The sequence below is a fragment of the Erwinia sp. BNK-24-b genome (assembly GCF_047456155.1).
In the GTDB taxonomy this organism is placed as follows: Bacteria; Pseudomonadota; Gammaproteobacteria; order Enterobacterales; family Enterobacteriaceae; genus Erwinia; species Erwinia phyllosphaerae.
Genome location: NZ_CP179901.1, coordinates 561,025 through 576,378, shown reverse-complemented (window position 1 = coordinate 576,378; position 15,354 = coordinate 561,025). Strand labels below are relative to the sequence as shown.

Here is a 15,354-nt window from a genome sequence, read left to right as displayed (position 1 = left end):
CGGCATGGCTTCCTGCATGGTGAACGGCCTGCGAGTCGAGGCCGTTTGCGAGCCTGACGCTACGCGATCCGCCGCGCTGTTTCGGCTGGCGGCCGGCAGCTTTGACGAACCGGCGAGCTGGCCTGGCCTGGCGCACCTGCTGGAACACGTGCTGTTTGCCGGTAGTGGAAATTTTCAGGATGAGCAGCGGCTGATGGCCTGGGCACCTGCGAACGGCGCACGGCTAAACGCCACCACGCTGGCACACAGCACCGCATGGTTTGTCGAGGTTGCGCCAGAGCAGCTGAACGAGGCGCTATGCAGGCTGACGGATATGCTGGCACGGCCGCTGCTGGCTGCGGAGGCTATTGCCGCGGAATCGGCAGCGATTGATGCCGAATACCGCATGCTGCAAAGTCACGAACCCACCTTGTGCGAAGCGGCGCTGAGCCTGGCTTTTACCTTGCCTAATCCTTTGCAGGATTTCCACGTCGGCAGTCGGCAACATTTTGGCGACGACGCGGCTGCTTTGCAGCAGGCGCTGCATGATTATCATCGGCAATTTTTCCACAGCGGCAATCTGGAACTCTGGCTGACTGGCCCACAGCCGCTGGCGGAGCTTAACGCGCTGGCGGAGAAGGCCGCGCGGGCATTTTTCCCGGCTTCTTCCGCCGCTGCGCTTTCTGCGACGGGAGCTTCCTCTGCCGGCGCGCTTTTTGCGGCGGACGCTTCTTCTGCACGTGCGCTTCCTGCAACCGAAGCTTCCTCCGCCAGTGCGCTTTCTGCGACGGGAGCTTCTTCTTCACGTGCACTTGTCGAAGCGGCAGCCGTTTCATGCCATCCTGATACTGAGTCCGCCGCGTTTCCGCTTTTAAAGCTGTCCAGAACGCGAACCTTTGCGCTGCAAAGCCAGGCCGCTGAACACTTGCAGATAAGCTTTCTGGTCGGTAACGATCCCGCCGCGTTTTCGCTGTTGCAGGAACTGCTGCTCGACAAAGCGCCAGGCAGCCTACTGGCAACGCTACGGGCAAAAGGATTGTGCGACGATATCCTGCTACTGGAACCCTATCGCAGCCCACGGCAGTCGGTGCTGAGCGTTCAGTTTCACCTCAGCGGCTTGCAGCCGCAACAGTGCGCGGAAATCGAAGCGGTGTTTTGCCGCTGGCTGGCGCAACTGCCGGATTTAACGCAGGCGCAGCTGTTGCACTATACTCGCCTGGCGCAGCGGCGCTTTAGCCAGCTTGCCAGCCTTGATCGGCTACGCGCGCTGGCCTTTGGTTTTCCTCCTGCCAGTGAACACCCGGCCACGCTGTTAACACAGCTTCACGCGCAGAATATGAGCCGCTTATGGGTATCGCCTGCGGTCAGCGCGCCGCTTGTCCAGGCGCAGGGATTTGCGCTTCGTTGCCGCCCTTTCGCTTTGCCTGCCGTGTCCTCTTCAGCGCCCGTATTTACGTTTTACTCTCCTGTGCAGGAAGCTGTTTTGCCCGAACTCCCCGCCACGCGGGCCGCGCTGCGGACGATCAACGCCAGCGGTGAAAGCTCGCTGCTGCTCAGTTTACAGCCCGGCCAGCAGCTATCCCGCCGCACGGCGGCCACTATTGAAGCGGCGCTACAGCCGGTCATGGGTGAATGCCTGCATCGCGGCGGCGAACTGAGCTTTACTCGTCAGCACGGCCTGTGGCTGCTGCGGCTAAGCGGAAAAAACGAGCGGCTGATTAATGGCCTGCATCAGGCGCTGAACGCTTTTCGGGACTGTTCAGCCACTACGCAAGCCTTTGCCGACAGGCTTTACCGCAAAGCGCAGCAGACGCTTGCCAGCGATATTGCCGTGCGTTGCCTGCTGGCTTACCTGCCGGATCTGCTGAACGGGCCGCCAGATCTGTCGAACGGGCCGCCAGGCGAAAATAGCCGCAGCACCGAAACGCTGGCAACAGCAGCTTTATCGACGCTACGCTGGCAGGCAACCTATTACGGTTCCGATGCTGAAACGGCAGACAGACTGGCACGTCTGCTTTCACAGTTGCCGGGCAGCGTTGTACCGCCATCAACGCCGCCAGTTTCCTTACCGGCACAGCCGCGTTATTTCTGTCCAACGCAAAGCCCCGACGCAGCGGCAATTATTTTCTGCCCGCTCGTCACGACCAGCGCTGAAAGCTTTGCCAGCTGGCAACTGCTGGCCGCGCTGCTGGCACCGCGTTTTTTTCAGCAGCTGCGGGTTGAACAGAATATTGGCTATGTCGTCAGCTGCCGCTTTCAGCAAATGGCGGGCCAGGCGGGTTTGTTGTTTGCGCTACAGTCGCCCTCGCTGACGACAAATAAGCTGTTTCATCATATTGACCAGTTTATTTTCCGCATGGCCGATACGGTCGCGGCTTTCACTACCGAAGCGCTACAGGAGAGCATTGCTTCCTTAGCACGCGCCTTACCCGCCGCTTCCATTAAAAATAGCGAGCAGGTTAGCGACCACTGGCTTCACCAGCAGTTAAATTTGCCGCTCGACGTCGAGACATATCGCCAGCTTTCGTCACGGCAGCTGCGTCAGGCTTACCAGCAGCTGAGCACCGGTCGTTGCCAATGGTGGCGGCTTAGCAATAGCTAACGCTACCTCAACAGGCGCGTCGGGCATGGGCAAAAAACGTGCCCCCTTTCGGCGCAGCATACCCTAAATCAAATCCGCTTCTCCTCCCCTGGTTTAATCGTTTCAGCTCAAATTTTATTCTCTGCCGCGGCCTGGAAACCATAAAGTTCTCTGCCTTTCTCACCGATAAACTTTTACCAGGCCCCCCCACGAGTACGAAGCATGATAAAAAATCTTAAAGTCGTTACCAGCATTGTTATCATGCTGGTCATTTTTAGCGGGCTGCTGCTGATCTCCAGCGCGCTCTCTTTCAACGCCGTTAGCCAGGATAAAGATAATTTCACCCGCGCCAGCGTGCTGACGCAACAGCAGGGACAGCTTAGCGATACGTGGCAGACGCTGCTTAAAACGCGCATCAGCATTAACCGTGCCGCGATCCGTATTCTGAAGAAGCAAACCGATCCGGCAACGCTGGCGTCCATCAACCAGCTGCTGTCTAACGCCACGGCCATGCTTGATGATGCACAAAAGCACTTTGATCGTTACAAAAACGCTCCGCTGCTTGCCGGACAAAGCAGTACGGTGGCCGACAGCGTAACGGACAGCTACCAGCAGCTCCACGATATAATGAAGCAGTCCATTCAGTTTCTTGGCGCTAATAATTACGAGGCCTATGGCAATCTTGAAGCCCAAAAAGCGCAGGATAATCTCGAAAAAAGCTACAACCAGTGGCGCGCGCAAAATGCGAAACTGCTGGCAACCGGGATAGTTGAGAACCAGCAGGGCTTCACGCATATGACGTGGACGCTGGCAGCGGTTATCGTCATGCTGCTGCTGGTCGTACTGGTTATCTGGAAAGTAATTAAGGATGTTTTACTGCAGCCATTAAAGCAGGTTCAAACGCATATTCAGCATATTGCTGAAGGCGAGCTGTCTAAAACGCTGGTCGTCGAAGGCCGCAGTGAAATTGCCGTTCTGGCGGCTCATCTGGTGGCGATGCAGCAGTCGCTGACCACTACCGTCAGCCACGTGCGGGAAAGCTCCGATGCTATCTATACCGGTGCGAGCGAAATCTCCATGGGTAACAACGACCTTTCTGCACGTACCGAGCAGCAGGCCGCCTCGCTGGAGCAGACGGCAGCAAGCATGGAAGAGCTGACCGCCACGGTGAAGCAAAACGCCGAAAACGCCCGGCAGGCTTCCCAGCTGGCAACCAGCGCCTCGGAAACGGCGGCGAAAGGCGGCAAAGTGGTCGACGGCGTGGTGCAAACCATGAGCGAGATTGCGGGCAGTTCGAAGAAAATTGCCGATATTATCAGCGTGATTGACGGCATCGCTTTCCAGACCAACATCCTGGCGCTGAACGCGGCGGTTGAAGCGGCGCGAGCTGGCGAACAGGGCCGTGGTTTTGCGGTGGTAGCGGGTGAAGTACGCAATCTGGCGCAGCGCAGCGCCCAGGCGGCAAAAGAGATCAAGACGCTGATTGAAGCTTCGGTCAGCCGCGTTGATGCCGGTTCGCATCAGGTCGCTACCGCCGGTGAGACTATGCACGATATCGTCAATGCGGTGGTACGGGTAACCGATATTATGGCGGAGATTGCTTCTGCTTCTGACGAGCAGAGCCGGGGCATCGACCAGATTGGCCTGGCCGTCACGGAGATGGATCGGGTTACGCAGCAGAACGCCTCGTTGGTGCAGCAGTCGGCCGCAGCCGCCGCTTCGCTGGAAGAACAGGCTAACCGACTTTCTCAGGCGGTGGCCGTCTTCCGAACCGGCCAGCACGCGTCTCCGGTAGCAAGCAGCGCACCCAAAAAATTACGCCCCGCCACGGCCGCAGTGGTGAAGGATGAGGGTAACTGGGAAACGTTTTAATTGTTCTGGCAGCCGGTTTTATCTGTGCAATATTTTATTAAGATAAGATCGGCTGCACTTCAGATTAAAGAATTGAAGACAGATTATTAACAGAAGAATTTAGTAGTACGAAGTAGCTTTATTATCCCTTTGACTTCCCCGCACAACGCAAAAATCGTGCATATGAAAGTTCATGCTGGCTGGCAAGCTTGAAAACTAACATTAATCGATTTTGTGACTCTTGATGCTCACGCTATTTTTGCTGCGCTTACTTTATAAACCTTATGATTTTGAAGTAAAATAGCTAACGTTATCAAATGAAGAGAAGCTTTGATGAAAAAACGCCCTGCCGCCCGCCTGCTTATCCTGGATGAAGCCTGATGGCAACGAAGTCTGGGCAGAAGAGCGCTTTTACCTGGTCAGAACGAATAACCTTGCTATAAACAATACGGGCTGGAGCGATCATGAACGGCACGTTATCAGCGACTCAGCCTGGTGGTCAATGGATGCGTTGCAGCAGAGTGAAGAGCTTATTTATCCTGAAAATATCGTTGCCATATTGTGCGCAGTGAAAATATATAAAAGCGCCATTTAAAAATAAATTCAATAATGTAATAAGAATAATTATCAAAACCATTTCGCAGAATTTAACCCGGCCGGAAAAATGATAATAATTATCACTCTTGCCTTCCCCATAGAAAAAGACAAAATTGTTAATATAATGGTTTTTATTTTATTACCGCGCGTGCATAATGCGCGAAATAATTAAACTCTGGAGCCGCTATGCTGACTGCCGAAATGACCGCTCGCCTGAACGACCAGCTAAACCTGGAATTCTTCTCCGCCAATCTCTATTTACAGATGAGCGCCTGGTGTGCCGACAAAGGCTTTGAGGGCGCGGCCGCTTTCCTGCGTGAACATTCAAGGGAAGAGATGCAGCACATGCAGCGTCTGTTCAACTATTTGAGCGATACCGGCGCGATGCCGGTGCTGGGCACCATCGCCGCGCCGCCGGTCACCTTTACTTCGCTGAACGAAGTGCTGGAGCAGGCTTACGAACACGAGCAGCTGATTACCGCAAAAATCAACGAGCTGGCGCATGCTTCTATGACCGCGCAGGACTATTCAACCTTTAATTTCCTGCAGTGGTACGTAGCCGAGCAGCACGAAGAAGAGAAACTGTTTAAATCCGTGCTGGACAAGCTGGCGCTGGTTGGTAACAGCGGTAAGGGCCTGTTCTTTGTTGATAAAGATTTGATGCAGATGAGCACCACTGGCGAATCCTGATAAAAAGAGGGCGAACCATTCGCCCTCTTTTTCCTGCTATAGCGTCAGATGATAGAACTTCGTATCAACCTTCATTAGCGGAAAAGCCGCCGGAAGCGCGACTGCCGCCACTTCGCTAAAGCCGTTCTTTTCGTAAAAGCGGTGCGCTGCCAAGAACTTCGCGGTTGTGCCCAGCCAAATCTCCGTTAGCTGCTCTTTTCTTCCGTGCGCAATCAGCGTTTGCAACAGGCTGTTTGCTACACCGCGATCCTTGCCCCGCCAGCCTTCCGCTACAAACATCTTACGCAGCGCGGCCTGCCGCTGGCCAATATCTTTCAGCCCAATGCAGCCCACCACGCGATCGTCCGCCAGCGCCAGCCAGAAATCGCCTGAACCCTGCTGATAAAAACCGGCGATATCGCTTAGATCCGGCTGCTGTTCTGCGGTAATCGCGATATTAAATTCATGATTCTGGATCGGCAGGATCAGATCCTTTACGCCAGCCTGATAGCGAGGATGGTAGCGCTGTACGCTAAGCTGCATGGTCATGGCCGTTCCTTACTTAAGCCAGCTGCTGGGCAATATTCTGCAGGCAGGTAGCAAAAACGCCTTCGCTGACGCTTTGCGCCACTTCCTGCTCGTCCTGGCCTGCCGCGACTTTAAAATCCGCCCACCATTCGGCCAGCGTAGTCCCGTCCGGCTTTGGCGATAGTTTGACGACAGCAACATAATCCGTCACCGGCATGATGCCGTCGAGGATGGCGTAATGCAGCTCCCAGTGCTGCTCGTCCAGCTTGACCAGACGCTCGCGCACGTGGCCTTCCGGCAGCGTCAGCTTGCGTACTACGCCGACTTCACTTTTGGTCGCGCCCTCTTCCAGCTCGCTGGCGGAAATGGCCGGATGGATTTTTGGCAGACCGTTAAAATCGGCAAGCAGCGGCCAGATTTTCTCTGGCGTAGCGGTGATAACGCGGCTGGCATAAGAAGTGTGCGACATAGCTGTGATTCCTTGATCGATATCGGGAAGATAACTTTAGCATGTAATTCAGCGCGCATTTATCCATCGCTGCGCTACGCTGCTGGTGTCCTTCCAAATTTAATTGATTTATATCAACGGCTAACGGATATTTTTCATTCAGTCTTCCGCCATCGTTTATATTCCACCCGGCCTGATAACGCGCATGGGCAGGGAAACCACGAGCCGTCCCGGAAACTAAGGAGAAGAGATGAAGCAAAAAATCAGCGGTCTGGCTATTGGCATTCTGTTAACCGGTAGCCTGCTGACAGGCTGTGACCATAAAGAACCGCCGGTCATAAAGTTTGTTGATGCCGAACAGGTAATGAAAGATTCGGGCCTGGCAGAACAGCAGCAGGCACGGCTGAAAGCCGTCGATGCAAAACTACAGGAAGGTCTGAAAATGGCCCAGGAGAACGGCGCAAAACTGCCGGAAGATAAGCGAGCGGCGGCGCTGCTTGCCGATCGCCAGCTGCTGAATATTGAATGGCAGCGTGAAAGACGCCAGATTGATGGTGTGGCGCTGCAGGCTATTAAGGAAGCCGCCGACGGCTATCGTCAGGAACACAAGCTGTCCGCTATTCTCCCGGCCCAGGCCGCATTCTCTTTCACGCCTGACGCGGATATCAGCAAGGAGATTGCGCAACGGCTGAAGGATAAAAAGCTGGATTTTGGTACGCTGCCGGAAATTGGCGTAAAGACGCCGGAACAGAGTTCCTCAGATGATAAGCCAGCCCGATAAGAGAAGGGGCGAACACTGTCGCCCCGCTTTTTTAACGATGCCCTTTTGCGGCGGCGGCAGAGAGATCCAGCCGCTGCCAGAAATTCTGATCCGCCGTCGTGCCCGATAGCGGATAGCCTGCGGCAATGGCGGTCGAAACCATTAGCTGGCGACGCTGGGCCGCGCTCAGATGTGGGAAAGGCGCTTCCAGCAGGACTTCCGCGCCTTCCGGCACCTTCAGCGCCATTTTCTGGCGCTCCTGCGGCAGATTGTAGGTCATGGCAAAATGCGCAAACTCCCGCATCTGCGGCACGGCATAAGGATCGGCCGCGCCTGCCGGTTTAGCGCACTCGGCAAGCGTCGTGCCGCACTCTTTTTCCAGCGCGGCGCGCAGCTGCGTTTTCGCCTCGTCAAAAAGCGCGCGATATTTTGCGTCGTTCAGGTAGTGCGCGACGTTACGCTGCGCCACCATGCGTGAACCAATTAAATCAATGGGATAATGCACGCCCAGCACCATACGGGAATAGCCGTAGCGCGCGGCGCGGTCAACCAGCGGTACAAAGCGTTCCGGGACCATTTCACCCAGCAGCAGCCCATCCGTCCAGGCCGTATTGGTATGTCCGCTGGGGAAAGAGCCTTCGCTGGCCTGATACGGCTGGTTATCTTTCACTACTGCCGTGTCCGGCACGGCGTGAATGGTATTGCCGGGCATCAGGAAGGGACGCGGATAGTTAAAGTGCGATTTGGCCGCGCCGGTACTGACCTCGCTGGCCTTAATTAACGCAGCAGCTTTGCCGATTTCGCCCTTATTGTACGCATTCAGAAAGGCCTGGCCCAGTTTTGGCCCCAGCGCGTCGGCGAGGAAAAAGAGATGGTCTTGCCCTTCTGCATCGATAATTGCCTGCTGGCGCTGGCCGTTCGTCGCATTCAGGTTCACCTGTTCAACCACGTGCATGCTGGCATCCAGCGTGCTTTTTGGCAGCGTGCTAAACGCGCTTAACAGCGCGATGCCTGCCTGCTGGTTCGCTTTTTTGCCAAAGTCGTAGCCGCTCTCTTTCAGCCACTTTTTGTCCGCCAGCTTGCTGCTTTGCTCCGCTTTTTCCAGCTGCGCTCGCGTTAGCTTGTCGGCATCGCCTTTTAGCGCATCGATTAGCGACTGCTGGATCTGGCTGTCGAGCGCGACAAACTGCGCGTTACTGCTGGCAGGCGTGGTGGTTTCGATGGTCGTCTGGAAGTGGTCAAGATTAACCGGCGTGGTGTTTGCCTGAGCAAAGTGACCGATCAGCAACGCACTGGCCAGCAGTGAATAACGAAAGCGCATAAAAGTTCCTTACTTTAAGTCGGTTAGCTTTATTGGCACTCATGCTGAAAGAGAAAGATGACAGGAAAGTGACAGCGGACGTAATTGGCGATATTTGGCTAATAATGAAGCCCGGAGGCGCACAGGACCCTTTATATCGCTTCCCTGCAGCTGATGAAATCCCTGACGTGCCGCTTCCCTACGGCTGATGGAATCCCTGACGTGCCGCTTCCCTGCGGCTGATGAAATCCCTGACGTGCCGCTTCCCTGCGGCTTTGAGACAGTTAACCGCCCACCACCGGCTTTTTGGTAGTGTCCAGCGCCTGCATAAAGGTATCGTCCAGATGCAAATGCTGGCGCACCAGTTCGGGCGGCGTCGAGGCCAGCCACTGGTTAAGCGAGATATCGGCGTAGTAGCTACTTTTAAACAGTTCCAGAAAACGCAGCGGCTTATCGCCAGTATTTTCTATGTAATGCCCCATCGCAAAGGGCACATAGCCCACGTCTCCGGCGCGGAAATCGAAGGTGCGCGCCTGGCCCGAAGAGGCAAACACGCCCATTCGTCCCTCGCCTTCCAGATAGTATTGCCACTCATCGGTATTAGGATGCCAGTGCAGCTCACGCATCGCGCCAGGCTGAAGCTCGACCAGCGCCGCCGCAATGGTTTTGGAGACTTTAAACACCGAAGAGTCGGTAATACGTACCGTGCCGCCTTTCAGCGTAATGGGCTGCTGCGCCAGCATTCTGTGGCTGAATGCGGTCTCTGAACGGGTTGCGCCCGCTATGGCATCGCTTTTCAGATCGCCCGGGACGTTGGCGGCAAAAATATATTCATCGGATGGCGAAGGAAGTTTATTGAAGGTTTCCACCGGCACGCCGAAGTTTTTTGCCAGCACTTCCGGCGGGACATGTTTAAACCAGTCGCTGAGCAGAAAGGTACTGTCTTCATCGAAACCGCCGCTGTCGAAAGCCAGCAGGAACTCGCAGCCGTCCGGGCCGAGGCCCTGAATAGAGTGCGGAACGCCAGGCGGGAAGTACCACAGATCGCCCACGCCAACGTCATCAACAAACCAGTGCCCGTCGACGTCCAGCGCGGTAATACGCGCCTTGCCGTAAAGCATATAGGCCCATTCGCCCTCTTTATGCCAGTGCAGCTCGCGAATACCGCCGCTGTTTAGCCGCATATTGACGCCCGCAATGCTTTTAGAGACGCCCAGTTCGCGTTCGGTAATTTGTCGCGTCCAGCCGCCGCTGCCTTTACGCACGTGAGAATCACTATAGGAAAAGCGCAGATTAGGTAAAGTACCGCTGTCGGTCGGAGGCGGGTTAACAATATCCGGGTTTTCACCCTGGCGCACCGGATCGTGGGGGCCAGGATCGCTGCCGCCCATGGTTCCCGTCCAGGGCTGCACCTGTATCGTCTGGTCATGCGCATGAACGCTGCCGGCCGCAAGCGCTACCGTGCCTCCGGCAGCAAAAGACATAAAGCTACGACGTGTGATGGGTTTCATGGTCTGCTTCCTTGTGTAGATGTTCAAAGTTGCATCGCTGACTGCCGACGCAAACTTAAGATTAACTACACAAACCTCAACCAAACCTAATCGGAAAACTTCTTAAGCCAACTGAAATGTAAGCAGAAATCCAAAAGTAAATTTCATCAAAACTTCAGGTATTTTTATAAAATATGGGCCATATAGCGCTACGCGGTTAATGTTATGTCTTTGTTACCAGCATTCTACAGTGATAAATTCTGTCTCAGCGGTCGTTTGTCCAGATCTGTTTGTCAGGCCCGAATGCTACAGGGAAACATATACTTACCAGCGAACATAGCCCGAAAAATATCCAACGGTAACTATCACCTCGCTAAAAATAGAGCACAAGACCCACGCTATAGCTGGAGCGGGTGCCAGATCTCGGTTACTGCGCCTTCGCCACCGGTAACAGGGTCATGCTGCGGCATAGGGACACGTTTAATCGCGTTTACCGAGGCTTCAACATGCTCCAGGTCGCTACGGCGCGTGTCGGGCTGCAACCCCCGAGGGTAAGCGCCAACGGCAATAAAATCTTCACTTGCCGCCATCTGCTGATGTCCCACGCCAGCCGGTATTAACACAGCGTCGCCCGCATGAACGGTCACTGCACGCCCCGTTTCGCCGCCGAACAGAATTTGCGCCCAGCCCGCGCTTATCCCCAATAATTCATGCGTATTGGGATGATAGTGGGTATAGGTAAAAACAGGAAAACGCCAGCGCGGCAGCCAGCCGTGTCGGGCAAAGGTATCTTCAAACCAGACAGCAAGATCTTCCACATCGCCAGGCACCACGCGCGGATAGATAATCAGCGGCAGAGGATTGTTAGGAACGCCGCTGGCGGGCTGGAAAGTCATATACTGTGGATTATTTGACGCGCCAGCGGAGAAGGTGCCGGCGGCAAAAGACATCATCGCAAGCAGATTACCGGCATAGGTCACCATAAGGCGTCTCCTGTTATTTGAATGATCTTAATTGTTAATTAATTGTGGCATCTACCGGAAAAGATGCAATAAGAAAAAAAGGATTTTTATCACATAACATGTTATTTTTTATTTACTTAACACAAATTATCTTTTTTAAGCGGCCGCCCATATTGCCCCCCACTTCATTTGCGTTAAGTCACCCCGATCATAACTTCATAAATAAAAGAAATTAACAAAGAAGTTGTGATGCAGACTTATTAAAAAGGCCGTCTAAACATCATCTTAATCAACCTGCCATAGCAGGGGACTTCATCTTAAAAAAATGGGAAAATTAAGCCCATTTATTCTGTTATGACACTATGGGTAATTCTGCTATGGCTTCGCACTATGTCATTCACAACTGGCTGATTGATAAAGATTCAGGTTCACTGATACATCAGCTGACGGGGGAAAAGCGGCGACTAGGCGAATATCAGTTCAAGCTTCTGCTGACTCTGGCCCAGCATGCGGGAAAGACGCTAACGCGGGAAGAACTTACCTCGCTGGTCTGGGAACGCCGCGTTATTGGTAATAACAGCTTACCCAATGCAGTCCATGCCTTACGCGTAGCGCTTGAGGATAATGGCAAACAGCAGCGAATAATTAAAACCATCCCTAAGAAAGGTTATATCCTGGAAGCTGAATATTGCCAGTGGTTATTGCCTGACGACGAGCAGACGGTCTCTTCAGCGCCTGATGAAATCACCGCTTCCCCTTTCTTTACGGCTAACGGACAGATCAAAGAGGCAGAAGCCCGCGAGGAATGGCAAAACAAAAATCAGCAGCCTGGCTCACTGCCACAGCAAGAAGTGCGTAAAAGCTTCTGGCGCTGGCTATGTCTCGCCCAGGCTATTTTACTGCTGACGCTCTTATTTTTTCTGATGCAGTAAAAAACCAGTCCGGCTGGCATAAAAAAGTGCCGCGTGCCGTATTTTTATTAATACCCGACAGGCTGACAGCTTTATTACTGGCGAAAAACGCCTGTGCGGTGGCAGGCGGCAACCAGCACGCTAATATCGTCGCAGCTATAATCAAACCGCAGCGAAAAAATAAGGAGTATTTTCAGACGGAAGATCTTCTGGCAAAGCAGAGCGAGGTTTTGTTGCCATTGCTGCCTGGCACAGCCGGGAAAGAAGTTGTGGTAAAGCTCGTAATAAAGATAGTTATGTAAAGCCTGCTGCGGCGTACCGCTGTGCCACTGTTTTTCCAGCACGTGCAGATTCTGCCGTAGTAACCTGTCCGGCACGCCTTTCAGTTCATTTAGCTTTTGCGCTATTCTGCTGTGTTCACGGTCTAAACTGGCTTCGCTTAACGCTCTTAAGGCAGCAAGCTTATCGATATCAAACGGCCTTCGCTGTATAAACTCCTGGCGAAGCTGCTGCGGTTGTAAAGCGGACAATGCCTGTTCGATAGTATATGCCGTTTGCCCATTACTCTTTTCAAACCCGGAAATAAAACGGCTCAGCGCAAAGAGAAACGCTTCTGGCTCTGCCTGATACTCTGCCATTAGCCGTAAGCATGCCTGATTAACGGCCAGCAGATCGGGATTTAATTCAGGCAGGTTTTCCGCCACGGCTTCGCTAACGTTAATACCGAATGCGGTGGGATGGCAGAGAATGGCCTTCGCTGCTCGCTCGCAGCCAATACTGGCGCTGTGGCGTACATGGTTTTTCCAGCGAAATTGCAATAAAGGCGGCGAACTGTGGCAGCCAGGACATCGACATTCATCAACGCTTTCCTGCTGGCGCAGAACAAAGTCGGGCATCCAGACAATAGCGGAGTGCCGTGATTTTTTTATTTTACCATCTTTAAACATGTCTGGCGCTCCGCCTCTGCTTTCTATTATCGTGGCGGAATTATACTTTTAACGTCGGGCAGTATTAAATTATTCCCGCATTAATTAATGCCTATTTATAATGCAGACAAATAACTTTGTTAAGAAAATAAAAAATAGTCGCCAGTTAAGTTATACAAATAAAGGGAGATATTAATAATATACCCCCTTTAAAAATAAGAACGCGATTAAGAATGGTTTTCGTCATCATCCTGAGCCTGGATGCATTCGGCGCTCCGCTCCGTCTGCCGATAGCAACTGTTATAGCTTTATTGCCAACAACTGTGTCTGCCATTCATTTGCATAACGTGGTTTACTGGCATCTGAATCGACAGGAGGTACCAGGTGCAAGACGTTAAACAGATACTGCTGCGCGAAATAGACACCCTTAATCGCGAAGAACAGCGTGATAACCGGCCGCGTTTCAGCTTTAACTTTCTGAAAACCCATCCTGGCTTATGGGCGTCCATGTATGTCTGTTATGCCCTGACCGTTGCGCTGATCTTCACCACGGAATTTTTGGGCTGGCCCGCTTTCTGGGGCGCGACCTTTTTTGTGCTGCTAATGAGCGGACTGATGCTGTTGGATGTGAATCCTCGCTATCGCTTTGAGGATATCGATACGCTGGATCTGCGCGTTTGCTATAACGGCGAGTGGTACTATGTGCGCACGCTGTCAGAGCAGGCAATTCAGGACATTTTGTCCAGCAGCCAGGTGCCGGACCGGGTAAAACAGGGCATTGAAAAACTGCTGTCGCTAAAGGGTGAAGTCGATTTTTACGATGTCTATCACTTAACCTGGGGCCAGCAGCGCGCCTCCCACGTTTAACCTGTCAGCTCCAGCGCTGGGTGAGTGAAAGCATTTCTTTTATTAACCCGCCCAGCGTTGCTACCGCCGCTTCCCGTTCCTCGTTCCATTCCCATGCGGCATTAAAACGGAAATAGTTAGCGTACTGCTCGCCGGTCGAAAACATTTTGCCCGGCGCTATGCTGATCTTCTGCTGTAAAGCGCGATAATAAAGCTCGGTGCTGTTTACCTCAGGCGGCAGCTCTATCCACAGAAAATAGCCGCCCTGCGAATCATTGATCTTCGCGCTGGCGGGCAGGTGCCGCCGCAGCGACTGGCGCGCCAGATTTTTGCGCTGCTCCAGCTTTTGCCTTAGCTTACGTAAATGGCTGTCGTAGCTACGCGTACCCAGATAATTGGCCAGCGTTAACTGCATGGGCGCACTGGTTGAAATTGTACTCATCAGCTGCAAACGCTGAATGCGCTGCGCGTGCTTGCCCGCCGCTACCCAGCCAACACGAAAACCCGCCACCAGATTTTTAGAAAAGGACGAGCAGTGCAGCACCGTATCCTGCTTTTCAAACGCCTTGGCCGGTAGCGGTTTCTCGCTACCAAAATAGAGCTCGCTGTAAACGTCATCCTCAATCAGCGTTACCTGATATGACTCCAGCAGCGCCACCAGATCCCTTTTTTTCTCCCGGCTTAGCGTGCATCCCAGCGGATTTTGCTGGTTCGACATCATCCAGCAGGCTTTTACCGGCAGCCTGGCCAGCGTGCTGGCCAACTCGTCAAGATCGATGCCGTGCTGGGGATGGGAGGCGATGGCCACGGCCTTCAGCTGTAGCCGTTCAATAGCCTGTAGCGCCCCGTAAAAACAGGGGTTTTCCACCACAACCCAGTCGCCGGGTTTGGTAACCGCCTGCAGACTCAGGTTAAGCGCTTCCATTGCGCCATTAGTGATAACTATCTCTTCGGGCGAAACCTGGATGCCCTGTAAGGCATAACGCTGCGCCAGCGTCTTCCGCAACGCTTCGTTGCCCGGCGGCAGGTTGTTTAACGCATCCGCCGGTTTTAGCGAATGTGAAACGGCGGTCAGCGAGCGCATCAGCTGTCGCTGCGGGAAAAGTTCGGGATCGGGAAAAGCGGAACCAAAAGGCACAATGCCGGGATCGCGGCAGGCCTGCAGGACTTCAAAAATAAAGTCGTTGATGTCCACCGACTCGGTGAGCTGCACTTTTTGATGGCTGGCAGGCTGGCTCAGAAACTCTGCCCGCGGCGCGACAAAGTAGCCCGACTGCGGACGGGACAGGATCCAGCCCTGGCTCTCCAGTACCTGATAGGCGTGCATCACCGTCATCAGACTCATCCCGCTTTGCGCAACCTGCTCGCGCAGTGAGGGAAGTTTGTCGCCCGGCAGCCAGATCTCACGATCGATCTGCTGCTGGATTTTTTCAATTAGCTGAAGATATTTTGCCAAACTGTTACAGGCCCGCGCTCGGAATTGAGCAACTATTATAGTTATGCGAA

At 53.6% G+C, this 15,354-nt stretch carries 13 protein-coding genes and 1 pseudogene; 7 read left to right on the top strand and 7 right to left on the bottom strand.

All coding sequences use genetic code 11. The annotated features are described in order from the left end of the window. The first annotated feature begins 4 nt into the window (after positions 1-4). The 4 genes from ACMGGR_RS02705 to ftnA all read left to right on the top strand — a co-directional run bounded on the left by ACMGGR_RS02705 (position 5) and on the right by ftnA (position 5,698). Complete coding sequence (locus ACMGGR_RS02705) at positions 5-2,581, top strand: insulinase family protein (protein ID WP_414148099.1); 2,577 nt, start codon at positions 5-7, stop codon at positions 2,579-2,581. Between the two features lie 201 nt (positions 2,582-2,782). Next, complete coding sequence (locus ACMGGR_RS02700) at positions 2,783-4,432, top strand: methyl-accepting chemotaxis protein (protein WP_414148098.1); 1,650 nt, start codon at positions 2,783-2,785, stop codon at positions 4,430-4,432. A gap of 349 nt (positions 4,433-4,781) precedes the next feature. Beyond that, on the top strand, positions 4,782-5,006 hold the full coding sequence (locus ACMGGR_RS02695; RefSeq protein ID WP_414148097.1) for a hypothetical protein: 225 nt from the start codon (positions 4,782-4,784) through the stop codon (positions 5,004-5,006). A gap of 188 nt (positions 5,007-5,194) precedes the next feature. Further along, complete coding sequence (gene ftnA / locus ACMGGR_RS02690; protein ID WP_246759979.1) at positions 5,195-5,698, top strand: non-heme ferritin; 504 nt, start codon at positions 5,195-5,197, stop codon at positions 5,696-5,698. A gap of 36 nt (positions 5,699-5,734) precedes the next feature. Here the strand turns inward: ftnA and ACMGGR_RS02685 are convergent, their stop codons facing one another. Further along, on the bottom strand, positions 5,735-6,226 hold the full coding sequence (locus ACMGGR_RS02685) for a GNAT family N-acetyltransferase (protein WP_414148096.1): 492 nt from the start codon (positions 6,224-6,226) through the stop codon (positions 5,735-5,737). Positions 6,227-6,239: 13 nt separating this feature from the next. Further along, the gene (locus ACMGGR_RS02680) at positions 6,240-6,674 is read right to left on the bottom strand and encodes an SRPBCC family protein (protein WP_414148095.1); all 435 of its coding nucleotides are present in this window, start codon (positions 6,672-6,674) and stop codon (positions 6,240-6,242) included. A 229-nt stretch (positions 6,675-6,903) separates the two neighbouring features. On the opposite strand from ACMGGR_RS02680, the gene ACMGGR_RS02675 reads away from it, so the two are divergent. Further along, positions 6,904-7,434 (top strand): hypothetical protein, encoded by a 531-nt coding sequence (locus tag ACMGGR_RS02675; RefSeq protein WP_414148094.1) that lies wholly within the window; start codon positions 6,904-6,906, stop codon positions 7,432-7,434. A 31-nt stretch (positions 7,435-7,465) separates the two neighbouring features. On the opposite strand, the gene ACMGGR_RS02670 is transcribed toward ACMGGR_RS02675, so the two are convergent. The 3 genes from ACMGGR_RS02670 to ACMGGR_RS02660 all read right to left on the bottom strand — a co-directional run bounded on the left by ACMGGR_RS02670 (position 7,466) and on the right by ACMGGR_RS02660 (position 11,186). Further along, positions 7,466-8,734: an acid phosphatase gene (locus tag ACMGGR_RS02670; protein WP_414148093.1), complete on the bottom strand. Its 1,269-nt coding sequence runs from the start codon at positions 8,732-8,734 to the stop codon at positions 7,466-7,468. 263 nt (positions 8,735-8,997) lie between these two features. Then, complete coding sequence (locus ACMGGR_RS02665) at positions 8,998-10,224, bottom strand: cupin domain-containing protein (protein WP_246759973.1); 1,227 nt, start codon at positions 10,222-10,224, stop codon at positions 8,998-9,000. Positions 10,225-10,601: 377 nt separating this feature from the next. After that, entirely contained in the window at positions 10,602-11,186 is a 585-nt protein-coding gene (locus ACMGGR_RS02660; RefSeq protein WP_246759972.1) for a cupin domain-containing protein, read from the bottom strand. A 356-nt stretch (positions 11,187-11,542) separates the two neighbouring features. Here ACMGGR_RS02660 and ACMGGR_RS02655 point away from each other — a divergent pair. Next, a pseudogene (locus ACMGGR_RS02655) lies at positions 11,543-11,858 on the top strand (winged helix-turn-helix domain-containing protein); the annotation flags it as partial. Positions 11,859-12,171: 313 nt separating this feature from the next. Here the strand turns inward: ACMGGR_RS02655 and ACMGGR_RS02650 are convergent. After that, a complete protein-coding gene (locus tag ACMGGR_RS02650) occupies positions 12,172-13,023 on the bottom strand; it encodes a hypothetical protein (RefSeq protein ID WP_414148092.1) in 852 nt (283 codons plus the stop codon). Between the two features lie 363 nt (positions 13,024-13,386). Here ACMGGR_RS02650 and ACMGGR_RS02645 point away from each other — a divergent pair, with 363 nt between their 5' ends. Next, entirely contained in the window at positions 13,387-13,869 is a 483-nt protein-coding gene (locus ACMGGR_RS02645) for a YlaC family protein (RefSeq protein WP_246759970.1), read from the top strand. Between the two features lie 4 nt (positions 13,870-13,873). On the opposite strand, the gene ACMGGR_RS02640 is transcribed toward ACMGGR_RS02645, so the two are convergent. Then, complete coding sequence (locus ACMGGR_RS02640) at positions 13,874-15,304, bottom strand: PLP-dependent aminotransferase family protein (protein WP_246759969.1); 1,431 nt, start codon at positions 15,302-15,304, stop codon at positions 13,874-13,876. Positions 15,305-15,354 lie beyond the last annotated feature (50 nt).